This is a genomic window from Nitrospirota bacterium (assembly GCA_013388455.1).
Classification (GTDB): domain Bacteria; phylum Nitrospirota; class Thermodesulfovibrionia; order Thermodesulfovibrionales; family SM23-35; genus JACAFF01.
The window spans coordinates 14531-39737 of record JACAFF010000042.1 but is presented as its reverse complement, the minus strand read 5'-3'; the positions used below and the strand labels follow the sequence as shown (position 1 = coordinate 39737).

The window sequence follows — 25207 nt, the reverse complement described above, 5'->3', positions numbered from 1 at the left end:
GAGCAAATATGAAGAAAGACTTTAAAGATACACTTAACCTTCCACAAACAGATTTTCCTATGAAGGCTAATCTTACCCAGAAAGAACCAGAAGTCATAAAATTCTGGGAAGAGCAAATGATATACGAAAAGCTTCAACAGAAGAACATCGGGAACCGTCATTATATTCTTCATGATGGGCCGCCTTATGCAAATGGTCATATTCACATCGGTCATGCACTGAATAAAATACTAAAAGATATTATCGTCAAATATAAATCCATGCAGGGTTTCTATTCTCCTTTTGTTCCTGGATGGGACTGTCATGGTTTACCGATTGAACTTCAAGTTGACAGGAATTTAGGTGAAAAAAAAGATACGCTTGATATTATAGACAAGAGAAAACTGTGTAGAGAATACGCAGAAAAATTTGTAAATATACAAAAAGAGGAGTTCAAACGTCTCGGTGTCTTCGCTGATTGGGAAAATCCTTATTTAACCATGTCTAATTCTTATGAGGCAACGATTGTGGGAGAATTCTGCAAATTTGTAGATGGTGGTTATGTATATAAGGGTAAAAAGCCTGTTCACTGGTGTCCTTCATGTGTTACAGCACTTGCAGAAGCAGAAGTAGAATATAATGAAAAAGAATCACCTTCAATTTTTGTAAAATTTGCACTTGATCAGGATAGTATTGGGGAAATTATTCCTTTACTAAAAGGGAAAAATATATATGTTATCATTTGGACTACTACACCCTGGACACTACCTGCAAACCTTGCACTCGCATTCCATCCTGATTTTGAGTATCTTGTGATTGAGCAGGGAAGTGAATTTTATATAGTTGCCGAGGGCAGATTAAAATCACTCAGAGAAGAACTCAAGTTAAATGGAGATATTATTGCTAAAATTCCCGGAAAGGATTTCGAAGGGATGTATACACTGCATCCATTTATTCAAAGAAAGTCAAAAATAATTCTGGGTCAATTTGTATCACTTGAGGAAGGAACAGGAATTGTTCATATTGCTCCAGGACACGGAGAGGATGACTATGAAATCGGCTTGCAATATGGTCTTGATATTTATGCTCCGGTAAATGATTATGGTAAATTTGATTTCACTGGTAATGAAAAAATATCTTCTTTGGAAGGTAAGCATGTCTTCAAAGCAAATGCAGATATTATCGAAATTTTGAAGAATAAAAATGCTTTGCTTAAAGAAGAAAAAATTACACACTCATATCCCCATTGTTGGCGATGTAAAAAGCCGGTAATTTTCAGAGCAACAGAACAGTGGTTTTTATCTATTACAAAAAATAAACTCAGGGAACATTGTCTTTCAAATATAGAGCATATAACATGGATACCCAGATGGGGTAAAGACAGGATTTATGGAATGATCTCTAACAGGCCTGATTGGTGTTTATCAAGGCAACGGTCTTGGGGAGTGCCGATTACTCTTTTAAAATGCAAAGATTGTGGAGAATTTGTTAAAGATACTGAAATTCTTACAGGTATAGTTAATTTAGTTGAAGCACAGAGTGCTGAAATATGGTTTCTAAAGGAGCCGGCGGAATTAATTCCTGAAGGATATAAATGCAAAAAATGCGGAGGGTCTCTTTTTTCGAAAGAGACAGACATACTCGATGTCTGGTTTGACTCAGGCGTCAGTCATGCTGCTGTTATGGAGAAAGATTTAAGGTTATCGTGGCCAGCAGACCTTTATCTCGAAGGCAGCGATCAGCATAGAGGATGGTTCCAGAGTTCACTCATAGCTTCAGTAGGTACACGCGGAAAAGCACCATACAAAACTGTTCTTACACATGGTTTTGTTGTTGACGGTTCAGGTAAGAAAATGTCTAAGTCTCTTGGGAATGTGATTGCCCCTCAGGAAATTATTAAGACAAACGGTGCTGAGATTTTACGTTTGTGGGTATCTGCTGAAGACTATAGAGATGATATCAGGATTTCAAAAGAAATCATCGACAGACTTACTGAAGCATACAGGAAAATTCGTAATACATGCAGATTTCTCCTTGGCAATCTTAATGACTATGACGGTAAAGATTACAGCCATAATATGCTTGAAATAGACAGATGGGCGATTAGCAGATTGCAGACATTTACAAGAAAGGTTATAGAAGCATATGAAAGATTTAATTTCCATGATGTATTCCATAATATTTACAATTTCTGTGTTATTGATATGAGCTCTTTTTATCTTGATGTATTGAAAGACAGACTCTATACATTTAGATCAGATTCAGCAGAAAGGCTTGCTGCACAATGGGTTCTTTATAATATTCTTTCAACTATGACAAGATTAATGGCACCTATACTATCTTTTACTGCAGAAGAGGTATGGCAGAGCATACTAAAAAAGACAAAAGGATACAAACAAGATATCCCTGAGATTGTGCCATCTGTATTTCTTGCATCATTTCCAGAATTTAATGAAAAATACTATGATGAAAAGCTCGAGAAGATGTGGGATGAATTGTTTATTTTAAGAAATGAAGTAAATAAGGCTCTTGAATTAAAAAGGGCAGAACGTTTTATCGGAAATTCGCTTGAAGCAAAGATTGTCCTCAGTTTATCAGATAAATATAAAGATCTTCTTATGCAGAAGATAGATTTTCTGCCAACATTCTTTATTGTTTCAGCAGTTGAAATATCTGATCAAAGTTTTAAAGATTCTTACAAAAGTGCAGAGATGCCTGGTATCGAGATTCTTGTTGAACGTGCATCAGGGAAAAAATGCCAGCGTTGCTGGAATTGGAGTGAGTCTGTGGGCTCATTCAGCGAAGAACCGGATATATGTGAAAGATGCTATAAGGTTCTCTTTTCATAATGAAAAGATCAACAATCATCATCTTTATAATCTTACTTGTAATTCTTCTGGATCAGGCTAGCAAATATCTTATTATCAGATATGTGGATGTTTTTGATTCAATAGAGATATTACCGTTCCTTCATATTGTTAATGTAAGAAATACAGGTGCTGCTTTTGGAATATTAAAAGACATGAATACCCATTTCTTTATAACTATTTCAATTATTGCCATAATCTTTGTAATCTATCTCCTTAAAAAGAATGCTTATAATTTTGTAGGCCTTTCTCTTATATTTGGTGGAGCTGCAGGCAACCTGATTGATAGAATTTTATATGGTAAGGTTGTAGATTTTATGGACTTTTCGATAGGTACTTTCCATTGGCCTGCATTCAACTTAGCTGACTCTTGTCTAACAATCGGAATCGGGATTATTTTGCTCACCTCTCTTTTTAAAAGGTAAATTACCGAATTTAAAAGACCATTTAAAAATGCTTTTTACTTTAATTGTTTTAGCAAAGAAATTGGATAAGAACCAAAAATTAGACTATAATTAAGAATATCAGGACCCTCTATGTTATGTCATTTAAAATGAGAAAGGAGATTATCAAGGATGAAAAAGTTCCCATTCTTGCACCTTTTCCTGTTTGTTCTCACTCTTTTAACTACACTTACTGTAGGTGCGATGCATGTGGGTGTAGACCTGACAAAAGAACCGGGGAAACTATATAAAGGATTTCCTTTTGCAGGTGCCCTGATAACTATTCTTCTCAGTCATGAATTATCACATTATTTTGCATCAAAAAAGCACAAAGTAAAAGCAACACTTCCGTATTTTATTCCAGCCCCAACGATTATAGGAACATTCGGGGCATTTATAAAAATGAAATCGCCGATTATTTCCAGAAAATCCCTGATAGACATAGGTGCTTCGGGACCTATAGCAGGTTTTATAGTCTCTATTATTGTATCAGTTATAGGGCTCAATATGTCAGAGGTTGTATCAATGGAAAAATATGAAGGAGGATTAAGTCTCGGTGATTCTATGCTTTTTTCAATTTTGGCTAAATTGATAATCGGAATAATCCCCGCCGATTACGATATTATGCTTCATCCTGTTGCCTTTGCAGGGTGGATAGGATTCTTTGTCACTTCTATTAATCTAATACCTATCGGCCAACTTGACGGAGGACATATAGCATATGCACTTCTTGGTGAGAAACACAAACATATTTCAATGCTTCTTGTTCTTGCTATGTTTGCGCTGGGTTTGTTATTATGGGAAGGCTGGGCTTTATGGGCTATATTGATGCTTATCCTGGGGCTCAGACATCCGCCTGTAATATACTGGGAAATTCCATTAGACCATAGAAGAAGATTTGTTGGATGGCTTTCACTGATGATTTTAATAATTACATTTATACCCGTACCATTTAAGCTTATATGAGGTGAGACTGCTGATAAATAATAGACGAGACATGTTATACTATACCATCCACGAAATTTTGAATTTATAAGGAGACGTTTCATGAAGGTCATACTTAAAGAAGAAGTTAAGCAATTAGGTGACATGGGTCAAGTTGTTAATGTGTCAAATGGATATGCAAGGAATTATCTTATACCCAGAGGACTTGCTGTCGAAGCAAACGAAAAAAATATTAAATCATTGGAACATGAGAAAAAAGTAATACAGGAGAAACTCAGAAAAATAAGAAATTCCGCACAGGAACTATCAAACAAAATAGCAAATATGTCTATCATAATTAAGGCAAAGTCTGGTGAAGAAGGAAAACTATTTGGTTCAGTCACTTCTATGGATATTGCTGAACAACTGAAGAATGAAGGGTTTGAAATTGATAAGAAGAAAATTCTTCTTGAAGAGCCAATTAAAAGGCTTGGTAAATATACTGTGACTATAAAATTACATTCGGATATATTATCACAACTTAATATCGAAGTTTTACCAGAGTAAATAGTTTGCAATGGATTTGTAGTTTGAATATTCTTGAGGAGATAAATTTCCTATATCAAAAAATTTTAAGGAAGAAAAATACATTATTAATAAAAAATAAGTTATCTTTTAAAAAAGCTGCTCGAATATGAAAGATGTAAATTTGCATTTGGACAGACTCCCACCCCAGAATATCGAGGCTGAACAGTCTATACTTGGTGCTATTCTTATTGATAATGATGCATTGCCAAAAGCACTTGAAATACTCGACCCAGAAGATTTTTATAAGCATTCCCACAGGAAAATATTCAATGCAATGACAGAACTTTTCGATAAGAGTGAGCCTATAGACCTGATCACACTGACAGATTATCTACGGAAAAAGGATGAGCTTGAAGAAGTTGGCAACATATCATATCTTTCATCGCTTATTAATCTGACGCCAACTTCTGCAAATATAAAATATCATTCAAAAATTGTCAGAGAAAAATCTTTGTTACGAGGTCTTCTGCGGTCAGCAAATGAGATTTCTGGAAAAGTTTATGAAGATAATTTAGACGCAGAGGATCTTGTAGACTTCGCTGAGAGAACTATTTTTCAAATATCAGATAAAAGAATCAAGACATCGTTTGTTACCTTAAGGGATGTAATAAAAGGAAGCTTTGAAATGATAGAGCATCTCTATGATAAAAAAGATACAGTAACAGGCATTCCTTCAGGATTTAGGGACCTTGACGACCTTACAACAGGTTTTCAGAGAGGAGATTTGATAATAGTAGGCGGAAGACCGTCAATGGGTAAAACAGCATTTGCTCTTAATATTGCTCAGTATGTTGGGCTTGAATTAAAAGAACCGATTGCTATATTCAGTCTTGAAATGGCAAAAGAGCAGCTTGCATTCAGAATGCTCTGTTCAGAAGCAATGGTAAATTCGAACAGTATCAGAAAAGGGTTTATAAAAAAGGAGGACTGGCATAAATTAACAAGTGCAGCAAGTAACCTAACAGGTGCACCAATCTTTATTGATGATTCTTCAAGTATTACAGTGCTTGAGCTCAGGGCAAAAGCAAGACGGCTTAAAATGGAACACGGGCTATCACTCATCATTGTAGACTATCTTCAGCTTATGAGAGGGAAGGGTAGTTTTGAGAGGCGAGAGCAGGAAATATCAGACATATCCCGCTCTCTAAAGGCACTTGCAAAAGAATTGAATGTGCCACTCATTGCAGTCAGTCAGCTTAATAGAAGCGTTGAACAGCGAAGACCCCCAAAGCCGATATTGGCAGATTTGAGAGAATCGGGTGCAATTGAACAGGATGCAGATGTAATTTTGTTCTTATACAGGGACGAGATCTATAACAAAGATGCAAGAAAAGGAATTGCAGAAATTATTATTGCAAAACAGAGAAATGGACCCACTGGTTCGGTAAACCTTGCTTTCGTATCTAATTGCACAAGGTTTATGAACATGACTGACAGAGATTTTCAGGATTTTGAGGAGGAAGTATTTTGAAGAGACTACCAGCTGTTGCAGGACAATTTTATTATGGTACCCCTTCCAAACTGAAACAGCAGGTAGAGAATTATATAGATAAAAATACTAAGAAAGAAAAAGTCATCGGAGTGGTGTCCCCTCATGCTGGATTAATTTATTCAGGACATGTTGCAGGTGCTGTTTATTCATCAATAGACTTCCCGGAGACCCTTGTATTAATCGGTCCTAATCACACAGGCATTGGTCCAAGAATATCCATGATGGCAAAAGGAGAATGGGAAATCCCAACAGGAACTTTTAGTATAGATGAGAAAATTTCTCACAGAATCTCCATTAATACTCCTATAGTAGAGAAAGATATACAGGCACATATGTTCGAACATTCCCTTGAAGTGCAATTGCCATTTATAGGGTTTTTTTCGCAAGATGTAAAGATCGTTCCTATCCTTATATTATCAGCTTTGTTAGAAGAATGTAAAATACTCGGTGAAGGAATTGCTAAAGCAGTTACAGAAGCTAATTATTCTGTTGTAGTTGTTGCAAGTTCTGATATGAGTCATTATGTACCGGACAAAGTTGCTAGAAATAAAGATGAAAAAGCAATACAGAAAATATTATCTCTTGATCCTGAAGGTCTCTATGAGACTGTTTTAAAAGAGAGGATATCAATGTGTGGTTATCTGCCAGTTGTATCAATGATTTTCGCAGCAAAGGCGTTAGGTGCTCGTTCTGCACGCCTTATAAAATATGCTACGTCAGCTGAAATAAGTGGAGATTATGATCATGTTGTAGGTTATGCAGGGATTGTCTTGAGATGATTTTCGATATTATGTTCATAGGAGTCAATAAAAATGACGAAGGGTACTGAAGGGAGGAGACAACAAAGATATGATGTTGAAGGTGTTACAGGAAATATTCTTTATACTTCTGATCTCGAGGTCATAAATATAAGTATAGACGGAGCAGCTATAGAAACGACCAAGAGACTTGATCTCAACAGGGAGTACACATTCAAAGTGCAACTTAAAGATAAGAATCTGAATTTAAGGGGGCGGGTAGTATGGGCGGTTCTTATTTCTAAGGAAAAAAAGGGGTCAAAGACTTTGATTCCCGTATATCGAGCAGGCATTAAATTTACTGATACATTAAGTGAGAAAGCAAATCAGTTAATAAAATTCATAGAGGAAAACAGGATAAAGAAAATAGAAAGCAGGTTGGGCGGAGTCAGATTTCAGATTACTGATAGCGAAAAAGTGAAAATAGATTATCCCCAAAAATATAAAGTAAAAAAGCTAAGTCTTTCAGGAATGCTTATCGAGACAGAATTTCCATTAAAAAAAGATGCTCAGCATCAAATAGAGCTTTATTTAAATGAGGATGTTATAATTGCAGACTGTAGGGTTGTTAATTGTGAAAAATTTGAGTCACAAGAACCTTCGGTATACAGATATAATATAGGTATAGAATTTTTAAATATACCTCATGAAGATAAGAAAAAATTAAAACTTTTTCTCGAATCCATCAGTTTAGACTAAATATAGCAGTTTAACCCAAATAAATCCGCTTAACCCGAATAATGCAGACATTGCTCAAAAATTTCTTTAACTCGATGAAATTAAAACCATCAGTTAAAGGTTAAGTTATCAAGATAATTGCATTTTTCGGCTTAAACATACCTGTTTTTTTGAAATAATGTGTATAATAGTTAGATAGTAATTATTTGCCGAAGTGGCGGAACTGGCAGACGCGCTAGGTTCAGGGTCTAGTAGTCGAAAGACTGTGCGGGTTCAACTCCCGCCTTCGGCACCAGATTTTTAAAAATTAAAAATATTATGAAAAGACTTACTCATTTTGACGAAGAGGGAAAGGCAAAAATGGTTGACATTACTGAAAAGCCTGTTTCCAGAAGAGAAGCAATTGCAAGTGGTTCTATTACAATGAAACCAGAAACTTTACAATTGATTATTGATAAGAAAGTTCCAAAAGGAGATGTGTTATGTGTAGCAAAGGTTGCAGGCATAATGGCAGCGAAAAAAACAAGTGAGCTTATTCCAATGTGTCATCCTTTAAATATAACCTCAATAAATATAGATTTTCATATTAAAATCAGACAGAATAAGATAGATATAGAAGCAAAAGTGAAATGTGAAGGTCAAACAGGTGTTGAGATGGAAGCCTTGACAGCAGTATCAGTTGCAGCTCTGACAATTTATGATATGTGCAAAGCAGTTGATAAAGATATGCAAATTTCTGATATCATACTAAAAGAAAAACGCGGCGGCAAAAGTGGTGTTTATAAAAGAAGATAATCAAACAATCAGTTTTTTGTCTTATCAATTCCCTTTTTTGCTTTCGTATTCTCAGGGTCAAGTTCGAGAGCAGTCTTAAATTGATTGTATGCCTTTTTCTTCATACCAGCCTTGATGTAAATTATGCCCAAGTTTGCATAAAAGTCTGCATTATCAGGTTGTATATTTATAGCTTTGAATATTGCTTCTTCTGCCTTTTTTAGGTTATTTGTTTTCACCAGTGAAAGTGACAGATAGCTCCAATATTTTGCATTTTTGGGGTCTAACTCAGTTGCCTTCTTGAATAAATCAATAGCAGCATTAAATTGTCCTACTTTTGATTCCTCAAGTCCTTTTCTGAAAAATTCTTCTGCATTTTGATAATCCGGGATATTCATACGGGAATCAGAAGGTTCTTTCATAAGATTTGCTCGTAAAGTTTCATAAGCCTTTGTTATGGTATCAAAGATAGCCTGAAGCTTATCTTTTATATTTGGATCAGAAGAAGAAAAATATCTGTCAGGATGAAACTCTCTTGAAAGCTTATAATAGTTCTTTTTCAGTGTTTCTTCATCCGCGTCTCGTTCAACCTCAAGTAATTCATACTCCGTTAAACTATTGAGACTCATATAGAGCCTGTCTACTTTATGTATAAATTCTGCTTCACTTTCTTCAGTTATAGATGGCTGGAATATCTCTTTAATAGAAATGGGTTCTTCAGAAATATCTTTTTGAGGGAATTTATCAGGGATTTCCTGCTCTTCGAGTATTCCAACAGACCATAAAACATATAAAATCTTCATGGCTTCAAAAGTGCCAAACCATGAACTATCAACAAGTTCTTTTATAGTTCTTTTGCCATTAATCAATGAAATCATTTTCTTGTCTTGCGAAGAAAGTTCAATGTCCTGAAAAAGCATTGCAGGATCAGTACTAAGTTTCAGAACAGATTCTGCTGGTGGCATTTCATTTCTGACACGTGTCAGGTTATCTATTCTTTTAACTCCTTCATAAATCAGATTGCCCATGCTCATCTTTAAGGTAATTACTTCATTAGCTGGTATTTCACCATGAACAAATTCATAATCTGCATCTTCAAGCTGAAACAGACTGTAAATTATTTCTTTAACCTGATATTTTACACCCCAGAATAAATCTTTGGGAGTAAGATACCCAAGTTCTACAAGGATTGCACCCTGCCTTTTACCTGTTTGTTTAAGAAGATTAACTGATTGATCCAATTGTTCTAAAGTAATTTTACCTGCTTTGATAAGCATTTCTCCCAATCTGTCGTCTTCATAAGATGAAGCCGCAAAGATTGCATCACCTTTTATAAGAAAGACCTTTTTAGTAAAAACAGGTGTATTGATTATTAATGTGCCTGTATACCTTTTTTTATTAAGATAAGAGAGAATTTTTGGCAGACTAAATGTTTTGAGATTTCCTTTAAGCGGGATTTCTATCATTTGTATCTTTTCACCTCGAATTTATATATTTCAACATTTTCATCAGGCATGATCCCTGCCTTCATTTTTGCTATTTTTAGTTGTTCTTCAACAGTATCAACCCCTTCAAGATCTGGCAGTAATAAACCTTTTTTGAATCCAGATATTACGATAACTCCATACCTTTTAGGATCAAGTTCAGAAATACTATTTACTTTTTCGGGACTGGAGAGGACATCAACAGTATAATTTAGATCTGCAAGCTCATTTTCCTGAACACGCTCAAATCGTGGATCATTTGTTGAAGCTGCAATTGCATTTGAAATTAACTCACTTGCAATAGATTCTTTGGTAGGCATAAATGTGCCGATGCAACCTCTCAACTGTTCACCTTTTTTTATACATACAAATACACCAGCTTTTTCAGACATTTCAGGTGTAAGATTATCCGGCAATTCTATTATTTTCCCTTCTCTGACATATGTCTCTACAGTCTTCCTTGCAAGCTCTACTAATGGATGCATTTACTTTCCTCTTTGAAGAGTATAGTCAGCAATAGTAAAAAGTGCAGTCTTTGCCGATGAGTCAGGGAAAATGGATAAGTCAACCTTGGCTTCATCTATTAATTTTTCTGCCCTCTGGAGAGAAAGCTCAATGGAATTATACTTTTTAAACAGTCTTAGTATTTTAATTAGCCCTGCTTTTCGTGAGCCTGTTTTTATTATTTCCCTGAGTTCTTTTTTCTCATTATCATCTACTACTTTAAGAAGATAAATAAGCGGAAGGGTTATTTTACCTTCTTTCAAATCTTTTCCCAGTTTTTTTCCGAGGTTGTTCTCATCTGCCATATAATCAAGTATATCATCAGCCATCTGGAAAGCAATACCTATTTTTGTTCCGAATCTCGTAAGGGCATTTTCCTTTTCTTCTGTAAGCGACCCGAGTATAGCACCCAATTTACAGGCAGCTGATATTAAAGAGGCAGTCTTCGCAGATATTATATTCATATATTCTTCTTCTGTAATATCAGGGTCGCTAACTTTTGAAAGCTGAAGTATTTCGCCTTCTGTCATTCTTGTTGTTGCTTCTGAAAGAGTTTCCATAATTCTCTGGTTATTCTGCATAACAGCAATCCTTAGTGCATTTGAATATAGGAAATCTCCAACAAGGATAACAATCTGGTTTCCCCATATAGCATGAGCGGGTTTTTTGCCTCTACGAATTTCAGCACCGTCAATCACATCATCGTGCAATAACGAAGCAGTATGAATAGATTCAATAATTGCTGCAATTGTTAAACAAATATCACTCTTAAAACCTGCCAGTTCACAACTGAGTATGTGAATCAGTGGTCTGAGTCTTTTTCCCCCACCATCAAGTATATGCTTTCCAATGAGTGGTATTGTAAAAACTGGACTTTTAAATAAACTCCTTAATCTCTCTTCCACTTTTCTAAGTTCAGATTCGTAGCTTGTGAAAATATCCTCAAGTTGCATTCTTTAATGGTAGGGTAGCTGATATTTTAAAGTCAAGAGCATGGTCAATATTGTTAATAATATTAAGATTTTTAATCTGTTGGTTTGTATCTATACTTTTCGATATCTATTTTTGGTTCTATCAACTTTCTTATATCTTTTGGTCTAAATGCTCCTTTTTCAGTAATTATGGCTGTTATATATTTATGTGGAGTAACGTCAAAAGCAATGTTTCTTACCTTTACACCTTCAGGTGCAATCCTACATTTACCAAATATGTTTGTAACTTCTTCTGGTCCACGTTCTTCTATAGGAATATATTCTCCTGATGGAATTTCAAAGTCAATACTGCTTAATGGTGCAGCAACATAGAATGGAATTTTGTTTTCTTTGCAGAGAACCGCCAGGGGATAAGTGCCTATCTTATTTGCAACGTCACCATTCTTTGCTGTTCTATCAGTCCCAACAATAACAAAGTCTATTTCTTTGTTTTGCATAAGTGCTCCGGCTGTATTATCAGTTATAAGAGTTACAGGTATTCCCTCCTGCATGAGTTCCCATGCTGTCAACCTTGCTCCTTGTAAAACAGGCCTTGTTTCGTCCACAATAACCTGAAATTTTTTTCCATGTTCTTTTGCTACAAGTATAGGCGCTGTTGCAGTTCCGTATCCTCCTGTTGCAAGAGCGCCAGCATTACAATGTGTCAGAATTGTGTCACCGTCACTGATGAATTCTGCACCCCACCTTCCTATAGATCTATTTGCTAAGATGTCCTCTGATAGTATTTTCTGAGATTCCTCAATAATGATTTCTTTTAATCTGCTTATTGATTCTTCCCTATTTCTTATTAAAATACTCTTTATCCTCTCTATAGACCAGTGAATATTTACTGCGGTAGGTCTTGTAGAAAGCATTTCATTAAAAATAATGTCTAAGTTTTTAACAAATTCCTCAAAATTGTCTGCTTTTATTTCCTGTGCTCCAATTGCTATACCCATTGCGGCTGCTATTCCAATCGCTGGAGCACCGCGAATCCATAATTTCCTGATTCCTTCCGCGACTTTTTTGTAATCAGAGCATTCTATATAAACAACCTCGAAAGGTAGTTTTGTCTGATCGAGCATTACAACTTTTCCATCAACCCAGTTTATAGTTTTAAACATATTTTAAATATAGTCCCATAAATTATTAACTTATTGGCAAAAACATAGTTACTAATATAAATACTGTTAGAGCTATGATAATTATCACTGTTCCCCATGAAATATAGTTATAATTTTTTGAATTAACATAATCTCCCATTATGTTTCTATTATTCACGAGTGATATTGCATAGACTAAAACTATAGGCAAGAGTATTCCATTTAGAAAAGATGCTAAAACCATGAGTAAGACAAGAGGAGCTCCGGGTATGAGTACTAATAGGGCAGGTATAACTATTAATAAGGTATATATCCACATAAATTGTGGCGCCTCTTTAAATGTTTTATTCACACCTCTTTCCCATCCCATAGCTTCACATATACAATAGGCGGACGAAAGAGGAACAATTATTGCTCCAAGAAGTGAGCCATTTGCCAAGCAGATGGCAAACAGATAAGAAGCATAAGTGCCTGCAAGCGGTTTAAGTGCCAAAGCTGCCTCTGAAGCTTCATTTATTTTAATACCGTGTGCAAAAAGAGTTACTGCGCAGGTAACCATTATGAAAAAGGCTATAATATCTGTCATAGAACAACCTATTATTACATCAAGCCTTGATAATTTGTAGTCCTCTTGTCTTATACCCTTATCCGCAATAGAACCTTGAAGATAGAATTGCATCCATGGAGTTATCGTTGTCCCGATAATTGCTATGGTAAGGAAAATATATCCAAAATTCCATTGTATTTGAGGAATAAAAGTCCCTTTAAAGACTTCAGCCCAATCTGGTTTGGCAATAAAACCAGAGATAACATAACCGAAGTATAGAAGACACGCTATAAGAAGTATTTTTTCAACAGTTCTATACCCCCCTCTTGTAACAAGAATCCATATGGATATAGCTCCTATGGGAACGATTATATATTTGCTAAGTCCGATGGCTTCTGTACTTGCTGCCAATCCTGAGAAATTACCAACGGTTGTCCCAAAGTTTGCAATGAGTAAAACGACCATAACGAAAAATGTTGATCTTATGCCATAATTTTCTCTTATAAGATCTGAAAGCCCTTTTCCTGTTATAACACCCATTCTTCCTATCATTTCTTGTATGACTATTAGGGCAATTGTAGTAGGGATAAGCATCCATAAAAGAGAATAACCGAAATGTGCACCTGACACAGAATAAGTTGTAATACCGGTTGCATCGTTATCAATATTTGCAGTTATTATTCCAGGTCCCATAACAGCAAGAAAGATTGAGAACTTTTTCCAGAGTTTCACACCATTCTCCTTTTGCGCTTAGCTGTTGGTGGAAGTATCCTATCCATAATATCATCTACTGTTACTATCCCGAGTAAATGTCCTTCATTGTCTATAACAGGAATGGCCACAAGATTATATTTTGAAATAATTGCAGCTACCTCACCTTCATCCACATCAGGCGTTACTGTTTTTAATTTTGTCTCCATAATTTCTGAAAGCTTATCATCAAGCCTTGCAAGAAGTAAGTCCCTTAATGATACAACCCCACAGAGCTTTTCCTCGTCATCTATTATATATATGTAATACACAGTTTCAACCTCTTCTGCATCTTTCTTAAAATTATCAATAGCCTTTCTCACAGTAGTATCAGGAGTATAAGCAATATACTCGTTAGTCATCAAACCTCCTGCTGTATCCTCTTCATGGCTCAAGAGTTCCTGTATATCTTCTGCATCCTCTTTTTCAATATGTTCAAGTATTTCTTTTGCTTTGTCTGCGGGAAGGTCACTTAGTATATCAGCAGCTTCATCAGGTGGCATTTCTTCGATTATATCAGCAGCCTTATCTGTTTCCATATCGCTTATGATATCCACCTGCACATCTGGCTGGAGTTCTGAAAGTGCTTCTGCTGCTGTTTCGATATCAAGCCCTTTGAAGAAAGTTGCCCCTTCTTTATGTGAAACTTGACTTATAATCTCTGCAATGTCTGCAGGATGTAATTCAGCCAGCATCTGCCTTGGAACTTTTAGTGATATCTGTGTCAGTTTTGGTTCAAGTGGCTGAATATAATTCCAGCTTATCAAATTGTAAGGAAGGTGCTTTTTAAAGAGTTTCATTAAGTCCTCTCCACTTCTTTCCATACCCAATCTTCGCATAATACCTCTCATTCCAACATCCACTGCAATAAGTATAGCTTCATCTTTATAACCTTCAAGTTTCACGTCATTCACTCTTACAACTTTTGCTCCATTTGCATCAACGATTTGTTTATCGAGTATATCTCTCAGTATTAAAAGGTCCTTTTCATCATATTCATAAGGAGTTAATCCTTCTGGGTATATTTTAGAAGATATTATTCTCTTATTGAATATATTCAGCTCATACCATGGGAGCTTATAAATCTTTTTTCTTCTTTCAATAATCAAAGCAGATATCTTTGGTAACGGTTCTCCCTTTATGACAATAAGGTCTTTTACTTTGCCAAGTTCTTCACCTTTTGGATCAAGTACTGGTTTCCTCAATATCTCACTGACAAAAAGTTCACCGAAAAAGGGCATTATGGAACCCCCCAACCTTTTATTAATAACATAAAATTAAATAGTTTTAGATTGCTATATTTTCCAAATTTGCACGGCTAAAAGCAACATATAGTTTGCAATATTCTAAATTCCTTCAATTTAGTATTATAATTTAACTCTTAGCTGTCAAAATATTTAAAATTTAGTCAATCTCAAGAATTACTTATTAAAGAGGTGTAAAGTGCATAAACTTGTAATCCATGGTGGTAAAAAATTAAAAGGGATAGTTGAAATAAGCGGTGCAAAAAATGCTGCTCTTCCTATTATGGCAGCATCCCTTCTAACAAGTGGAAATACCGAGATTAAAAGGGTACCTTATTTAAAAGATATTCTTACGATGGGTAAAATTCTCTCACATCTGGGAGTTTTTTTCAACTATAAAGATAATTCAGTTGTTATAAGCACAAGCAAAATCAGTAATTTTGATGCACCGTATGATCTCGTAAGAACAATGCGCGCTTCAATACTTATTCTCGGGCCTTTGCTTGCAAGATTTGGAAGAGCGAAGGTATCACTTCCTGGAGGATGTGCTATAGGAGCAAGACCTGTAAATCTTCATTTAACAGGGCTTGAAAAGATGGGTGCTGATATTAAGCTTGAATCAGGATATATAGTTGCAAAGACTAAAAGATTAAAAGGAAACTCAATATACCTTGATATCCCAACAGTAACAGGAACTGAAAACCTTATGATGGCTGCCACCCTTGCAAAGGGAAAAACTTTACTTGAAAATGCTGCGAGAGAACCAGAAGTAAGAGATCTTGCACAGTTTCTCATATCAATGGGCGCTAAGATACATGGAGCAGGTGAAAGTGTTATTGAAATCGAAGGTGTTGACGATTTAAAACCGATTCAATATTCTATAATTCCCGACAGGATAGAAGCAGGAACATTCATGACAATCGCCGGTATCACAGGTGGAGAGTTGTTACTAAAAGGATGTAATATAGAACATCTTGACTCAATCGTTATGAAGTTGAAGGAAGCCGGCCTACATTTTGAATATTCATCAGATGATATCCGTGTTGTAGGACCACAAAGACTAAAATCTACTGATATAAAAACTATGCCTTACCCAGGTTTTCCTACTGATATGCAGGCACAATTCATGGCGCTCATGTGCATCTCTGACGGTATAAGTGTTATTAGAGAAACGATTTTTGAAAATAGGTTTATGCATGTTGCTGAACTAAACAGGATGGGAGCTGATATAACCGTTGAAGGTGGAATTGCTACAGTAAAAGGAGTCTCAATATTAAAAGGTGCACCACTTATGGCTACTGATCTCAGAGCAAGTGCATCTCTTATTATTGCAGCTCTTGCTGCAAAGGGAGAAACAACAATACACCGAATATACCATCTTGACAGAGGATATGAAAAAATGGAAGAAAAACTAAAAAAGATCGGGGCTGATATTAGAAGAGTGAAAGAGTAAGAAGATGGAGAATCCCTTGAATTAATATGGACTATCTCCTATCTTTCCCTTATATGAAAAATCTTTTTTATAGGTGTAGGCGGAACAAGAATCCCCGGAGGATTTCCTTGAGGAGGCACTCCCTGAATAGCAGCAGTTCTCCTGCCCTCCTTTTGAGTAAAAGCTGATGATAGGTCGACTTCCTCTATACTCCCTGTTGACACTTGCAAAAGCGCCTGTCCTCTAAGAATTGAACTTGACACAGCACCTCCTGTGTCATATTTTAAAGCCCACAGATGAGTTATTCCTCCAAATCCACATATATCAGAAGCTGGTTTTGTAGTGGTAAAGAAAATTGCTCCAATAACACTAGCAAGAGGGTCTGTAACCATCCGTTCAGTCTTATAAAACACAGAAGAATCTGCACAAGAAACCTCTTCTCCTGCTTCATTGGTACATGAATCTAACACTAAATACCAGCCCTCTGAGTCTGTTGTTCCTTCAGCAGTATCAGCTAAACTAAGAGAACTTTCAGAAACAGTAATAGCACAATTATTATTGAAACCCGATGTTGTATAGCAGGGCTCTACTATGCCATATAGTTTCCTTATATTATTTGCGTCGTCAATCTCATCTGCAATTTTATAATAATATCTTCCTGTCCCGAAGTAGAGACGTACAACCTTTGTTTTGTAATTTTGCAATAATTTAACAGATGTTGTGACTGGTCCTATATTGTCTATAACTTTGCTCCAGATCCAATTGTTAGGATCAGGGTCTTCTTTTGTAATTATCCGTATTATTCCACCCTTTGACCATCTCGTATTTACTGTTATTGGATTATTTTCTGCTTCTGTATAACCAAAATATAGAGCATCATCCTGATAAAAACCTGAACTTGTTGTATTAATCTGATCAAAGTCTACCATAGCTCCAATCATTGAACCAGCAAAAGCATTCTGTATACCAGTATCAATTGTTCTTCGCAGCTGGCCAGTTTTTAAATCGAGAATGAAGATGCGCAGATTCTGGTCTGAATAGCCCTTGAACTGATGTGCTACAGTATTTATTGGTCCTGTTGGCCCAGATGCAAATACAACAAACCATTTGCCATTTTTATTATTATCAGGAATGCCATCTGTTCTTTCACTTATTTTGATAATCGCAGGTCCAGTCGTTGAAAAACCGAGATTAGGATTAGAAAATTCCCACAGGACTTTTGGATCTGCCGGGTCTGTAATGTCAAGCGCAAAATATGATGAATATCCTATTCCAGATGCTGGTGCTTGCACCCCATATTCTGTCGCAACATCCTTGCATGCACCGCCTAATCTCATTCCACCTATAACAATCGTCCTCCACGAAGAGCCGTCTGAGGGTTTTATATCATTTGAGATATCACCTGTTCCAGGAGCACCAATACTGGCATCAAAAACATATGGGGTCATGTCTACAGTGTAAATATGACAGTAATTTGTATCTGCTATGTATTTTAAATAAGGTAATGCATTTTTAGGAATAAAAGCCCACTCTTCTTTTCCCAGTTCCGCTCCTGTTAATTCTGCTTTCTTAAATTTTTCTTCAAACAACTTCAAATTACCAAATTTAAAAGCATGGAGCATTCCATCATTAGCCCCTACAAGTACAAGACCTCTGGTTAAATAGGCAGGTGTCTCAGTAAATTTTTTATAAGTTGCATCAAGGTATGTTTTATAATATAAATTTAATGGGCTCCATGAAACTATTCTTGGAGTAGAATTGACAATATCGCCCAACTTCCAGGTATTTGTTACACCATCATAAGTTGCTGTTCTATTCCTATACGCTTTACATGTTTCACCAATTTCAATGCAATCAGTATCATCATCGCATATATTCTTTAATATAGAACAAATTTTCAAATCAATCCCTTTTGTGTATCTTGATATTGCAGTTGCTTCGTTTGCATTTGTTGCCTGCATAAGGGAAATTAATGGAGAACTACCAGATATAGTGTCTGGCAGAAGAATTCGACTTGTTCCATCATATGTATAAATAGTCCTATTTGCAGGATCTGTCTGATGTAATACCTTTCCCGCTTCCCAAAGTGATTTTACATTGTCAAAAAGAACTGTAGCTTCCGGAGTAGTGCTATCAGCGACACCGTCCCCATTTGCATCTGAAAAAAGTTTTGCCTTGGTAGTATAATCTATCTCATCAAAAAAGAATTTAATAATATAATCATTCGACAAATTTAGAACTTTAGGAGAAGATGTATCTTCTCTTATTGTTGCATCGCTAAGCATTGGGTCAATATGATACCAAAGGTTCTTAAGAGAACCTGTCCATGAGAGATCAGTTGAGCCATAAGAGCGTTGCTGATAAAAGACGGCTTGAACCAGGTTTGCACCGCTGCCTTCACCAGAAGCAAGCACTGAAGCCGCTGTCCCTGATGCTATCTGCTGAAGAATAGAAAGCACAGCATCCAGAAGGTTGTCTTTAATCTCCAAAGCGTTTGTCGCGCTATAAAAAGTATCTGGGTTGCTGTCTCCGTCTTTATCCCAATCAGGAGATGACTCTGGTAAGGGTTCACATGGACTACCTCTACCATTTCCACAGTCATCCATATAACATGTATCATTAGGGTATCCATTTAAATTAGCAGGCCATGTTCTTGCAAGATTATCAAATGAACCATAGACCGCTACGTTCTTCATAGAATGCTCTCCAGTACCACCAAGAAAAAGCCCTACTGTATATACATTTTTTACGTTTATGTGAGCATTTGTTATGGTATTATCAAATCCCATATGCATTTTATATGCTGGGACTACAGGATCTGCTGAATGATTTTCAAACCCAGAATTGATTGAACAGGTAAAATAGGCCGGCGGACCACCTCCCGTATTCCATTGTCCATCTGATAATAATATTACGAAATTGTTAGCACATGGAACGTATTGGCAATTTATCCCACCCTGGGCACAAACATAAAGTGGGTTCTTCCATCTATCTTCTGCACCTGATTGAGGTGAAAAACCATTGTATTCAGGTGCCTTCTGGGCAAAGTAATTCAAAGCATCCCACATAGCAGGTCCTGTAGGCGTGGAACCAGATGGTGAAGCTGAATTTACATATGTTATAAAATTCATATATGGAAATTCATCAGAAGTAGAATTAGGAGCTGTAAAATCTCCAATGTATATCTTTTGGGCTCTTATACTGGTACCACTATAAAACATTGCCCCTACTCTTGGTCTTAATTCTAAAGTTTTAAACTTAAAAGACAAACCAGCATAAATCCTGTCCCATGGTACCTTAACTTGAGTCCCGTTATCGGCTAAAAGGATACATCCACCATCAGCTATTCCATCACCATTAACATAAGGTTATTGTTACAAACATTTCCTACCTTAACATCATTTCCTGGTTGATCCCATAATTCAGGATTGCAATATCCTGAATTGAAAGTTTGGCTCCCGGTGCAGGAACTTGGTGTGCCTCCTGTAATAGCCCATCTGAGCAAATCTATTCTTGCCATATTCAAATAATTAAGATAATTTCCTGACTCCAGATTACAGTCTCCTGTGCATTGTTCCTCAATACAACAACCCCATCTGCTACAACCTCCTCCATGCCAAACACATCCTCCCCAGTTAAAATTTCTACATCTCCATCTAATGCAAGTACAGGTGCAGGGGACCCCTGTAGGTGTTGTTTCCTCATATATTCCGTTAGCATCTAATTTATATATTTTTGAAGGATTGAAATATCCTTCGTAAGAAACATTTGGGTTATAATTGTCAAGATAACCATCTCCGTCAGTATCAGTGTCGTTATAAGAATACGCTTTCCAGCTCATACTACCGCTAACATCTATTACAAATAAAATATTTGGCTCAACGGCAAAACCGACAAATGGAGGAATCTGACAATAATCATTCATTGTTTGCGCTTTAGTTTCTGAAAAAGAAATTGATAACATTAATATAATGATTAATCCAATAGTTATTAATGGATTTTTTTTCATTTCTTGAACTCCTTATGAAAATTACAACCATGCATTGTATAAATTTCGTTTGGAATGCATGTTGAAGTATTAATAAAAAAAGAGATTTTTTTCCCTTCACTATCTAAGAGTTTTTCTATATCTTCTGTTTGAAAAGTTTTAATCCCTGAACATGTTTTTGACAATACTTCTACAGTTACAACCCCCTTCTTAAAATCGACCTCTTTAACTATTCCTGTCAAGTAAAGCTCATCTTCTGAATAAACTGGAGACGTGCTGCAAAATATAATAAAAAACAATGTAAATATTAAAAAAATCCAATATGTTTCTTTTTCACGTTTCATTATACACCTCATATTTTTTATAATAATTATATCATACTATACTATTTATATCTATATATATATATATATATTTATTTTTACAGTTACTATAATTATTTTATTAACTCTATAATTTTGAAAAATCTGTGATCTAAATCACAAATACATTGAAATTTTGCTTTTAATCAAAAATATTCATATCATAATATTCTATCAAAAGTATAATATAATTTTAGTGGTGCCTCTATTTTATTGAGAGTTAGCATTACAATAGAAAATCTTTCTTATACTAATTAATGGATTCCGAAAATTAAAAGCCACGAAAGAAATGCCTTCATTGCATATTTGCCTTCGTGGCTTATATCTTTTATAGTATGCATTCTTAATTTCATATCCAGAATGATTTAAAAAAATATAAAAAATCTTCTGTAATTTGTCAACATGTCAAATTGTTTTTTAAATAAGAGTTATAATTCAATGATTGAATATACTTAGTTTAAATTTTACCTTATATATGCATCGGTAACATAACGGCGCATCATGCGGTGACTGTTAAAATAATAGGCATTTTTCCCTATAGCATTCTGCATCATTCTAACCCATGTATGTCTGTTTTCATAAAACATGGGGATTATTATTCTTTCAAGCTTATTATAAAGGTCATCAGCATCCTGGGTATCCATATTATCTACCAGAATTGTTTCTGAAGGAATTGGTCCAATTGACCATCCAGTATATCCCTCAATATGTCCTTCTATCCACCATCCATCAAGAACGCTGAAATTAATTACTCCATTGTGTGCTGCCTTCATTCCGCTTGTACCTGATGCCTCTCTTGGCCTTAAAGGAGTATTTAGCCATACATCTACACCAGATACCATCATCAGTGCGATATTCATATCATAATTATTCAGGTATACCATCTTAATTTTATCTTTTAATCTTTCTTTAATTGAGAATATTTTCTCTATGAGTTTCTTCCCATTTTCATCTTTTGGATGAGCCTTTCCTGCATAAATAATCTGTAGTTTATTAGACCCAATCCTTTCAAGTCTATCAATATCACTGAAGATCAAATCAGCCCGTTTATAAGCTGTTGCCCTTCTTGCAAATCCTATAGTAAGTATGTCAAGGCTCATATCGATATTTGTCTTTTCCCTGATATAGTCAAAAAGAACCTTTTTTGCTTCAAGGTGAGTTTGCCAGATTTCTTCATCTGGTATTCGTCCTACCCTCACAAATAGTTCAGGTTCATTAGCCCATCCAGGAAGGTATTTATCATACAAGCGCTTGAAACTATCACAGGTCCATGTGTATGTATGAACTCCATTTGTTATTGCAGTGATTTCATAGCCTGGAAACATATTTCTGGATACCTCGCTGTGTTTCTTAGCAACACCATTGATAAATTCGCTAAGGTTTAAACCAAGACGTGTCATGTTTAAACAATCTTGCCCGCCAAGCTCTTTTAAGACATTTAAAGGTATTGGTTCTCCAAGAATCCTTTTTACAATATCATATGGAAATTTATCATGTCCTGCTTCAACGGGTGTATGTGTTGTAAAAACACAAAGATCTTTAACCTTTTCAGTATCCCATACAAGCCTTTCATCCCAGACATCTTCTATCGGACGCTTGAATTTATTAAGAAGCTCTATCGTAAGCAAACTTGAATGACCTTCATTCATATGATATTTCTTAATTTCATAACCTATCTCATGTAGCATTCGCACACCACCTATACCAAGAACTATCTCCTGCTTTAACCTATAAGCAATATCTCCACCATAAAGGTATGATGTGATTTCCCTGTCTTCTGGTATATTCTCCTGGGTATCTGTATCGAGGAAATATATAGGTACACATCCACCTGTCAGGCTTTTCACATTGTACTGCCATGCCTGCACAATAACATCACGTTCTTCAATTTGAATAGAAATTTTTGTAGGCAGTAGCGTCATATAATCTGCTGGATTCCATATAACAGGATATTCCTTTTGTTTTCCATATTCATCAAGTTCCTGTATAAAGTATCCTTTTTTACTTAGAAGCGTTATTGCAACCATAGGAAGCTTAAGGTCACTTGCAGTCCTGATAGTATCGCCTGCAAGCACGCCAAGACCTCCACTATAAGTAGGAATATCATTGTGAATACCAATCTCCATAGAAAAATATGCAATCTTGGGGTCTTTTGTTAATTCAATAGGACATGCGTTTTTCATAAGTAACTATTCTATGATATTTATATATATATTAACAATTGAGAAAAGCATCTATCAGCTCATCGAAATCAGTAATGTATAAAAATTCTTCAGATTTTTCAGGGTCTATTTTTGAGTTTGACCTGCCTTTAAAAAGGATATATTTAATCCCGAATTGCTTTGCAGTTATTAAATTATCATGAGTATCATCAATAAAAAGTGTTCTCCGTTTATCAAACCCAAGCCTTTTCTCCGCTTCAAGCCAGAAATCAATTGTTTCCTTAGGATAACCTGTATCAAACGAAGAAAGAACTGAATCAAAGTATTTTCCAATCATAGTTTTTTTCAGTTTAAGGTTGATTGATTTGTAATGGGCGTTTGTAACAAGATATACACACTTTTTCTTTTGCTTCAAAAGCTTTAAAAAATTTTCTACATGAGGATGAACATTTATAAGATGCTCTATCTGTTTTTTTAAGGCAGGAATGTCAAGACGCAATTCTTCAGACCAGAAGTCTAAATCTGTCCAGTTCAATGTTTTTTCGTGGATTTTATATTTTTTTATGAGCTCTTTTTTTGCTTTAGAAAATTCTATATTGTGTTTAGCAGAATATCTCTCAGGCACCAGATGTTCCCAGAAATAATCATCAAAGTATTTATCAAGCAAGGTTCCATCCATGTCAAGCAGAACAAAATCTATATTATTTAATCGGAGTTCTGTCAAATTCATCGTTATTTTTATTTGTGGTATTTATACAACAATATTAAGGGTAGATTTTAAAAGGGTAGAAATTTAGGCAATTTGAATCCCTTCTTTCCTTTGAACATCTTTAGCATTTTCTTTATTTCAATATACTGCTTTATAACCCTGTTGACATCAGTAACTGTTGTCCCACTTCCTATTGCAATTCTTTTACGTCTGCTTCCATTAATAATAGTATGATCTTTTTTTTCCTTTTTAGTCATTGAATTAATAATAGCTTCTACTTTTATAAGCTCTTTTTCATCTATATTTAGATTTTTTACTTTATTCAAACCTGGAATCATATTAATTAAATTTTCAAGAGGTCCCATACTGCGCATCTTTGCAAGCTGCTCTTTGAGATGATCAAAAGTAAATGATTCATCCAAAATTGCTTTCTGAAGTTTTTCTGCTTCCTTCTGATCAAAAGTCTTCTGAGCTTGCTCAATAAGGCTCAAAACATCACCCATTCCAAGAATTCTTGAAGCAACCCTTTCGGGATAGAAAGGCTCAAGCATTTCGATCTTTTCACCTGTGCCAATAAATTTGATTGGTTTAGCTGTAACAGATACTATCGAAATTGCTGCTCCCCCTCTGGCATCACCGTCCATCTTTGTAAGAATAATGCCATCAATACCTATCTGTTCTTCAAAATTTTTAGCAATATTCACTGCATCTTGTCCTGTCATGGCATCAGCCACTAAAATAACTTCTTTTGGTAAAACTGTTTCCTTTATCCTGCGGAGTTGATCCATAAGTGACTCATCAATATGTAATCTGCCTGCTGTGTCAATTATCAAAACATCCCTTGCATCAGATTTTGCTTTTTTGACCGCATCGTTACATAGTGATACAGGGTCTCTGGATTCTTTTGAATTGAATACCGGAACTTCAATTTGTGCTCCAAGAGTGATAAGCTGATCGATTGCAGCAGGTCTCTGAAGGTCAGCTGCTACAAGCATAGGCCTTCTGCCTTCTTTTTTCAAAAGCCTTGCTAATTTTGCTGCTGTAGTTGTTTTTCCTGAGCCATGCAATCCTACCATCATTATAATTGTTGGTGGATTCGGTGACAGTTGTATCTTTTTATTCGTTTTACCCAGGAGTTCACAGAGTTCCTCATTAACTATTTTTATTACTTGCTGTCCCGGTGTAAGACTTTCGAGAACTTCTTTGCCGATGGCTTTTTCTTTTACCTTCTCTATAAAATCTTTGACTACTTTGAAATTAACATCTGCTTCTAAAAGCGCAAGGCGTATCTCTTTAAGGGCAATATCAACATCTTCTTCCTTCAGAAGACCTTTGCCTTTTAAACGCTTAAAAATAGATTCTAATTTTTCTGTTAGTGATTCAAACATTTATAGAGTTGCGAATTTTCT

At 35.6% G+C, this 25207-nt stretch carries 21 protein-coding genes and 1 tRNA gene; 10 read left to right on the top strand and 12 right to left on the bottom strand.

Features of this window, described 5'->3' with window-relative positions; all coding sequences use genetic code 11:
* The first annotated feature begins 8 nt into the window (after positions 1–8).
* The 9 genes from ileS (at position 9) to moaC (ending at position 8563) form a co-directional block, all read left to right on the top strand.
* The gene (gene ileS, locus HXY53_10385; protein NWF76950.1) at positions 9–2828 is read left to right on the top strand and encodes an isoleucine--tRNA ligase; all 2820 of its coding nucleotides are present in this window, start codon (positions 9–11) and stop codon (positions 2826–2828) included.
* On the top strand, positions 2828–3271 hold the full coding sequence (gene lspA, locus HXY53_10380; GenBank protein NWF76949.1) for a signal peptidase II: 444 nt from the start codon (positions 2828–2830) through the stop codon (positions 3269–3271). The genes ileS and lspA overlap by 1 nt, the downstream gene beginning before the upstream one ends.
* Positions 3272–3421: 150 nt before the next feature.
* Positions 3422–4255, top strand: coding sequence for a site-2 protease family protein (locus HXY53_10375; GenBank protein ID NWF76948.1), 834 nt, complete (start codon positions 3422–3424; stop codon positions 4253–4255).
* A gap of 81 nt (positions 4256–4336) precedes the next feature.
* On the top strand, positions 4337–4780 hold the full coding sequence (locus tag HXY53_10370; protein NWF76947.1) for a 50S ribosomal protein L9: 444 nt from the start codon (positions 4337–4339) through the stop codon (positions 4778–4780).
* 127 nt (positions 4781–4907) lie between these two features.
* Complete coding sequence (gene dnaB, locus HXY53_10365) at positions 4908–6272, top strand: replicative DNA helicase (GenBank protein ID NWF76946.1); 1365 nt, start codon at positions 4908–4910, stop codon at positions 6270–6272.
* Complete coding sequence (gene amrB / locus HXY53_10360) at positions 6269–7072, top strand: AmmeMemoRadiSam system protein B (protein ID NWF76945.1); 804 nt, start codon at positions 6269–6271, stop codon at positions 7070–7072. The genes dnaB and amrB overlap by 4 nt, the downstream gene beginning before the upstream one ends.
* Before the next feature lie 33 nt (positions 7073–7105).
* On the top strand, positions 7106–7789 hold the full coding sequence (locus HXY53_10355) for a PilZ domain-containing protein (GenBank protein ID NWF76944.1): 684 nt from the start codon (positions 7106–7108) through the stop codon (positions 7787–7789).
* 187 nt (positions 7790–7976) lie between these two features.
* A tRNA-Leu gene (locus HXY53_10350) sits at positions 7977–8063 on the top strand.
* 23 nt (positions 8064–8086) lie between these two features.
* Positions 8087–8563, top strand: coding sequence for a cyclic pyranopterin monophosphate synthase MoaC (moaC, locus tag HXY53_10345; GenBank protein ID NWF76943.1), 477 nt, complete (start codon positions 8087–8089; stop codon positions 8561–8563).
* A gap of 8 nt (positions 8564–8571) precedes the next feature.
* On the opposite strand, the gene HXY53_10340 is transcribed toward moaC, so the two are convergent.
* From HXY53_10340 to HXY53_10315, 6 genes are all read right to left on the bottom strand, one after another.
* Positions 8572–10008, bottom strand: a complete 1437-nt coding sequence (locus HXY53_10340) for a tetratricopeptide repeat protein (protein NWF76942.1) — start codon at positions 10006–10008, stop codon at positions 8572–8574.
* Complete coding sequence (gene amrA / locus HXY53_10335) at positions 10005–10511, bottom strand: AmmeMemoRadiSam system protein A (GenBank protein ID NWF76941.1); 507 nt, start codon at positions 10509–10511, stop codon at positions 10005–10007. Before amrA ends, HXY53_10340 begins: the two co-directional genes overlap by 4 nt.
* Positions 10512–11483: a polyprenyl synthetase family protein gene (locus HXY53_10330; GenBank protein ID NWF76940.1), complete on the bottom strand. Its 972-nt coding sequence runs from the start codon at positions 11481–11483 to the stop codon at positions 10512–10514.
* Positions 11484–11554: 71 nt separating this feature from the next.
* Entirely contained in the window at positions 11555–12625 is a 1071-nt protein-coding gene (gene mtnA, locus HXY53_10325; protein ID NWF76939.1) for an S-methyl-5-thioribose-1-phosphate isomerase, read from the bottom strand.
* A 25-nt stretch (positions 12626–12650) separates the two neighbouring features.
* Positions 12651–13844 carry an Nramp family divalent metal transporter gene (locus HXY53_10320; GenBank protein ID NWF76938.1) on the bottom strand — a complete coding sequence of 398 codons (1194 nt, stop codon included), beginning with the start codon at positions 13842–13844 and terminating at the stop codon, positions 12651–12653.
* 35 nt (positions 13845–13879) lie between these two features.
* Positions 13880–15142 (bottom strand): magnesium transporter, encoded by a 1263-nt coding sequence (locus HXY53_10315; GenBank protein NWF76937.1) that lies wholly within the window; start codon positions 15140–15142, stop codon positions 13880–13882.
* A 202-nt stretch (positions 15143–15344) separates the two neighbouring features.
* Here HXY53_10315 and murA point away from each other — a divergent pair, with 202 nt between their 5' ends.
* Positions 15345–16598, top strand: a complete 1254-nt coding sequence (murA, locus tag HXY53_10310) for a UDP-N-acetylglucosamine 1-carboxyvinyltransferase (GenBank protein ID NWF76936.1) — start codon at positions 15345–15347, stop codon at positions 16596–16598.
* A gap of 38 nt (positions 16599–16636) precedes the next feature.
* On the opposite strand, the gene HXY53_10305 is transcribed toward murA, so the two are convergent.
* The 6 genes from HXY53_10305 to ffh form a co-directional block, all read right to left on the bottom strand.
* A complete protein-coding gene (locus tag HXY53_10305) occupies positions 16637–19798 on the bottom strand; it encodes a hypothetical protein (protein NWF76935.1) in 3162 nt (1053 codons plus the stop codon).
* Between the two features lie 122 nt (positions 19799–19920).
* A complete protein-coding gene (locus HXY53_10300; protein NWF76934.1) occupies positions 19921–20586 on the bottom strand; it encodes a hypothetical protein in 666 nt (221 codons plus the stop codon).
* Positions 20583–20909 (bottom strand): hypothetical protein, encoded by a 327-nt coding sequence (locus tag HXY53_10295; protein NWF76933.1) that lies wholly within the window; start codon positions 20907–20909, stop codon positions 20583–20585. Before HXY53_10295 ends, HXY53_10300 begins: the two co-directional genes overlap by 4 nt.
* Positions 20910–21391: 482 nt before the next feature.
* Positions 21392–23053 carry an alpha-glucan family phosphorylase gene (gene glgP / locus HXY53_10290; GenBank protein NWF76932.1) on the bottom strand — a complete coding sequence of 554 codons (1662 nt, stop codon included), beginning with the start codon at positions 23051–23053 and terminating at the stop codon, positions 21392–21394.
* Positions 23054–23141: 88 nt separating this feature from the next.
* Positions 23142–23819, bottom strand: coding sequence for an HAD-IA family hydrolase (locus HXY53_10285; protein NWF76931.1), 678 nt, complete (start codon positions 23817–23819; stop codon positions 23142–23144).
* 47 nt (positions 23820–23866) lie between these two features.
* The gene (ffh, locus tag HXY53_10280) at positions 23867–25186 is read right to left on the bottom strand and encodes a signal recognition particle protein (protein NWF76930.1); all 1320 of its coding nucleotides are present in this window, start codon (positions 25184–25186) and stop codon (positions 23867–23869) included.
* Positions 25187–25207: the final 21 nt, after the last annotated feature.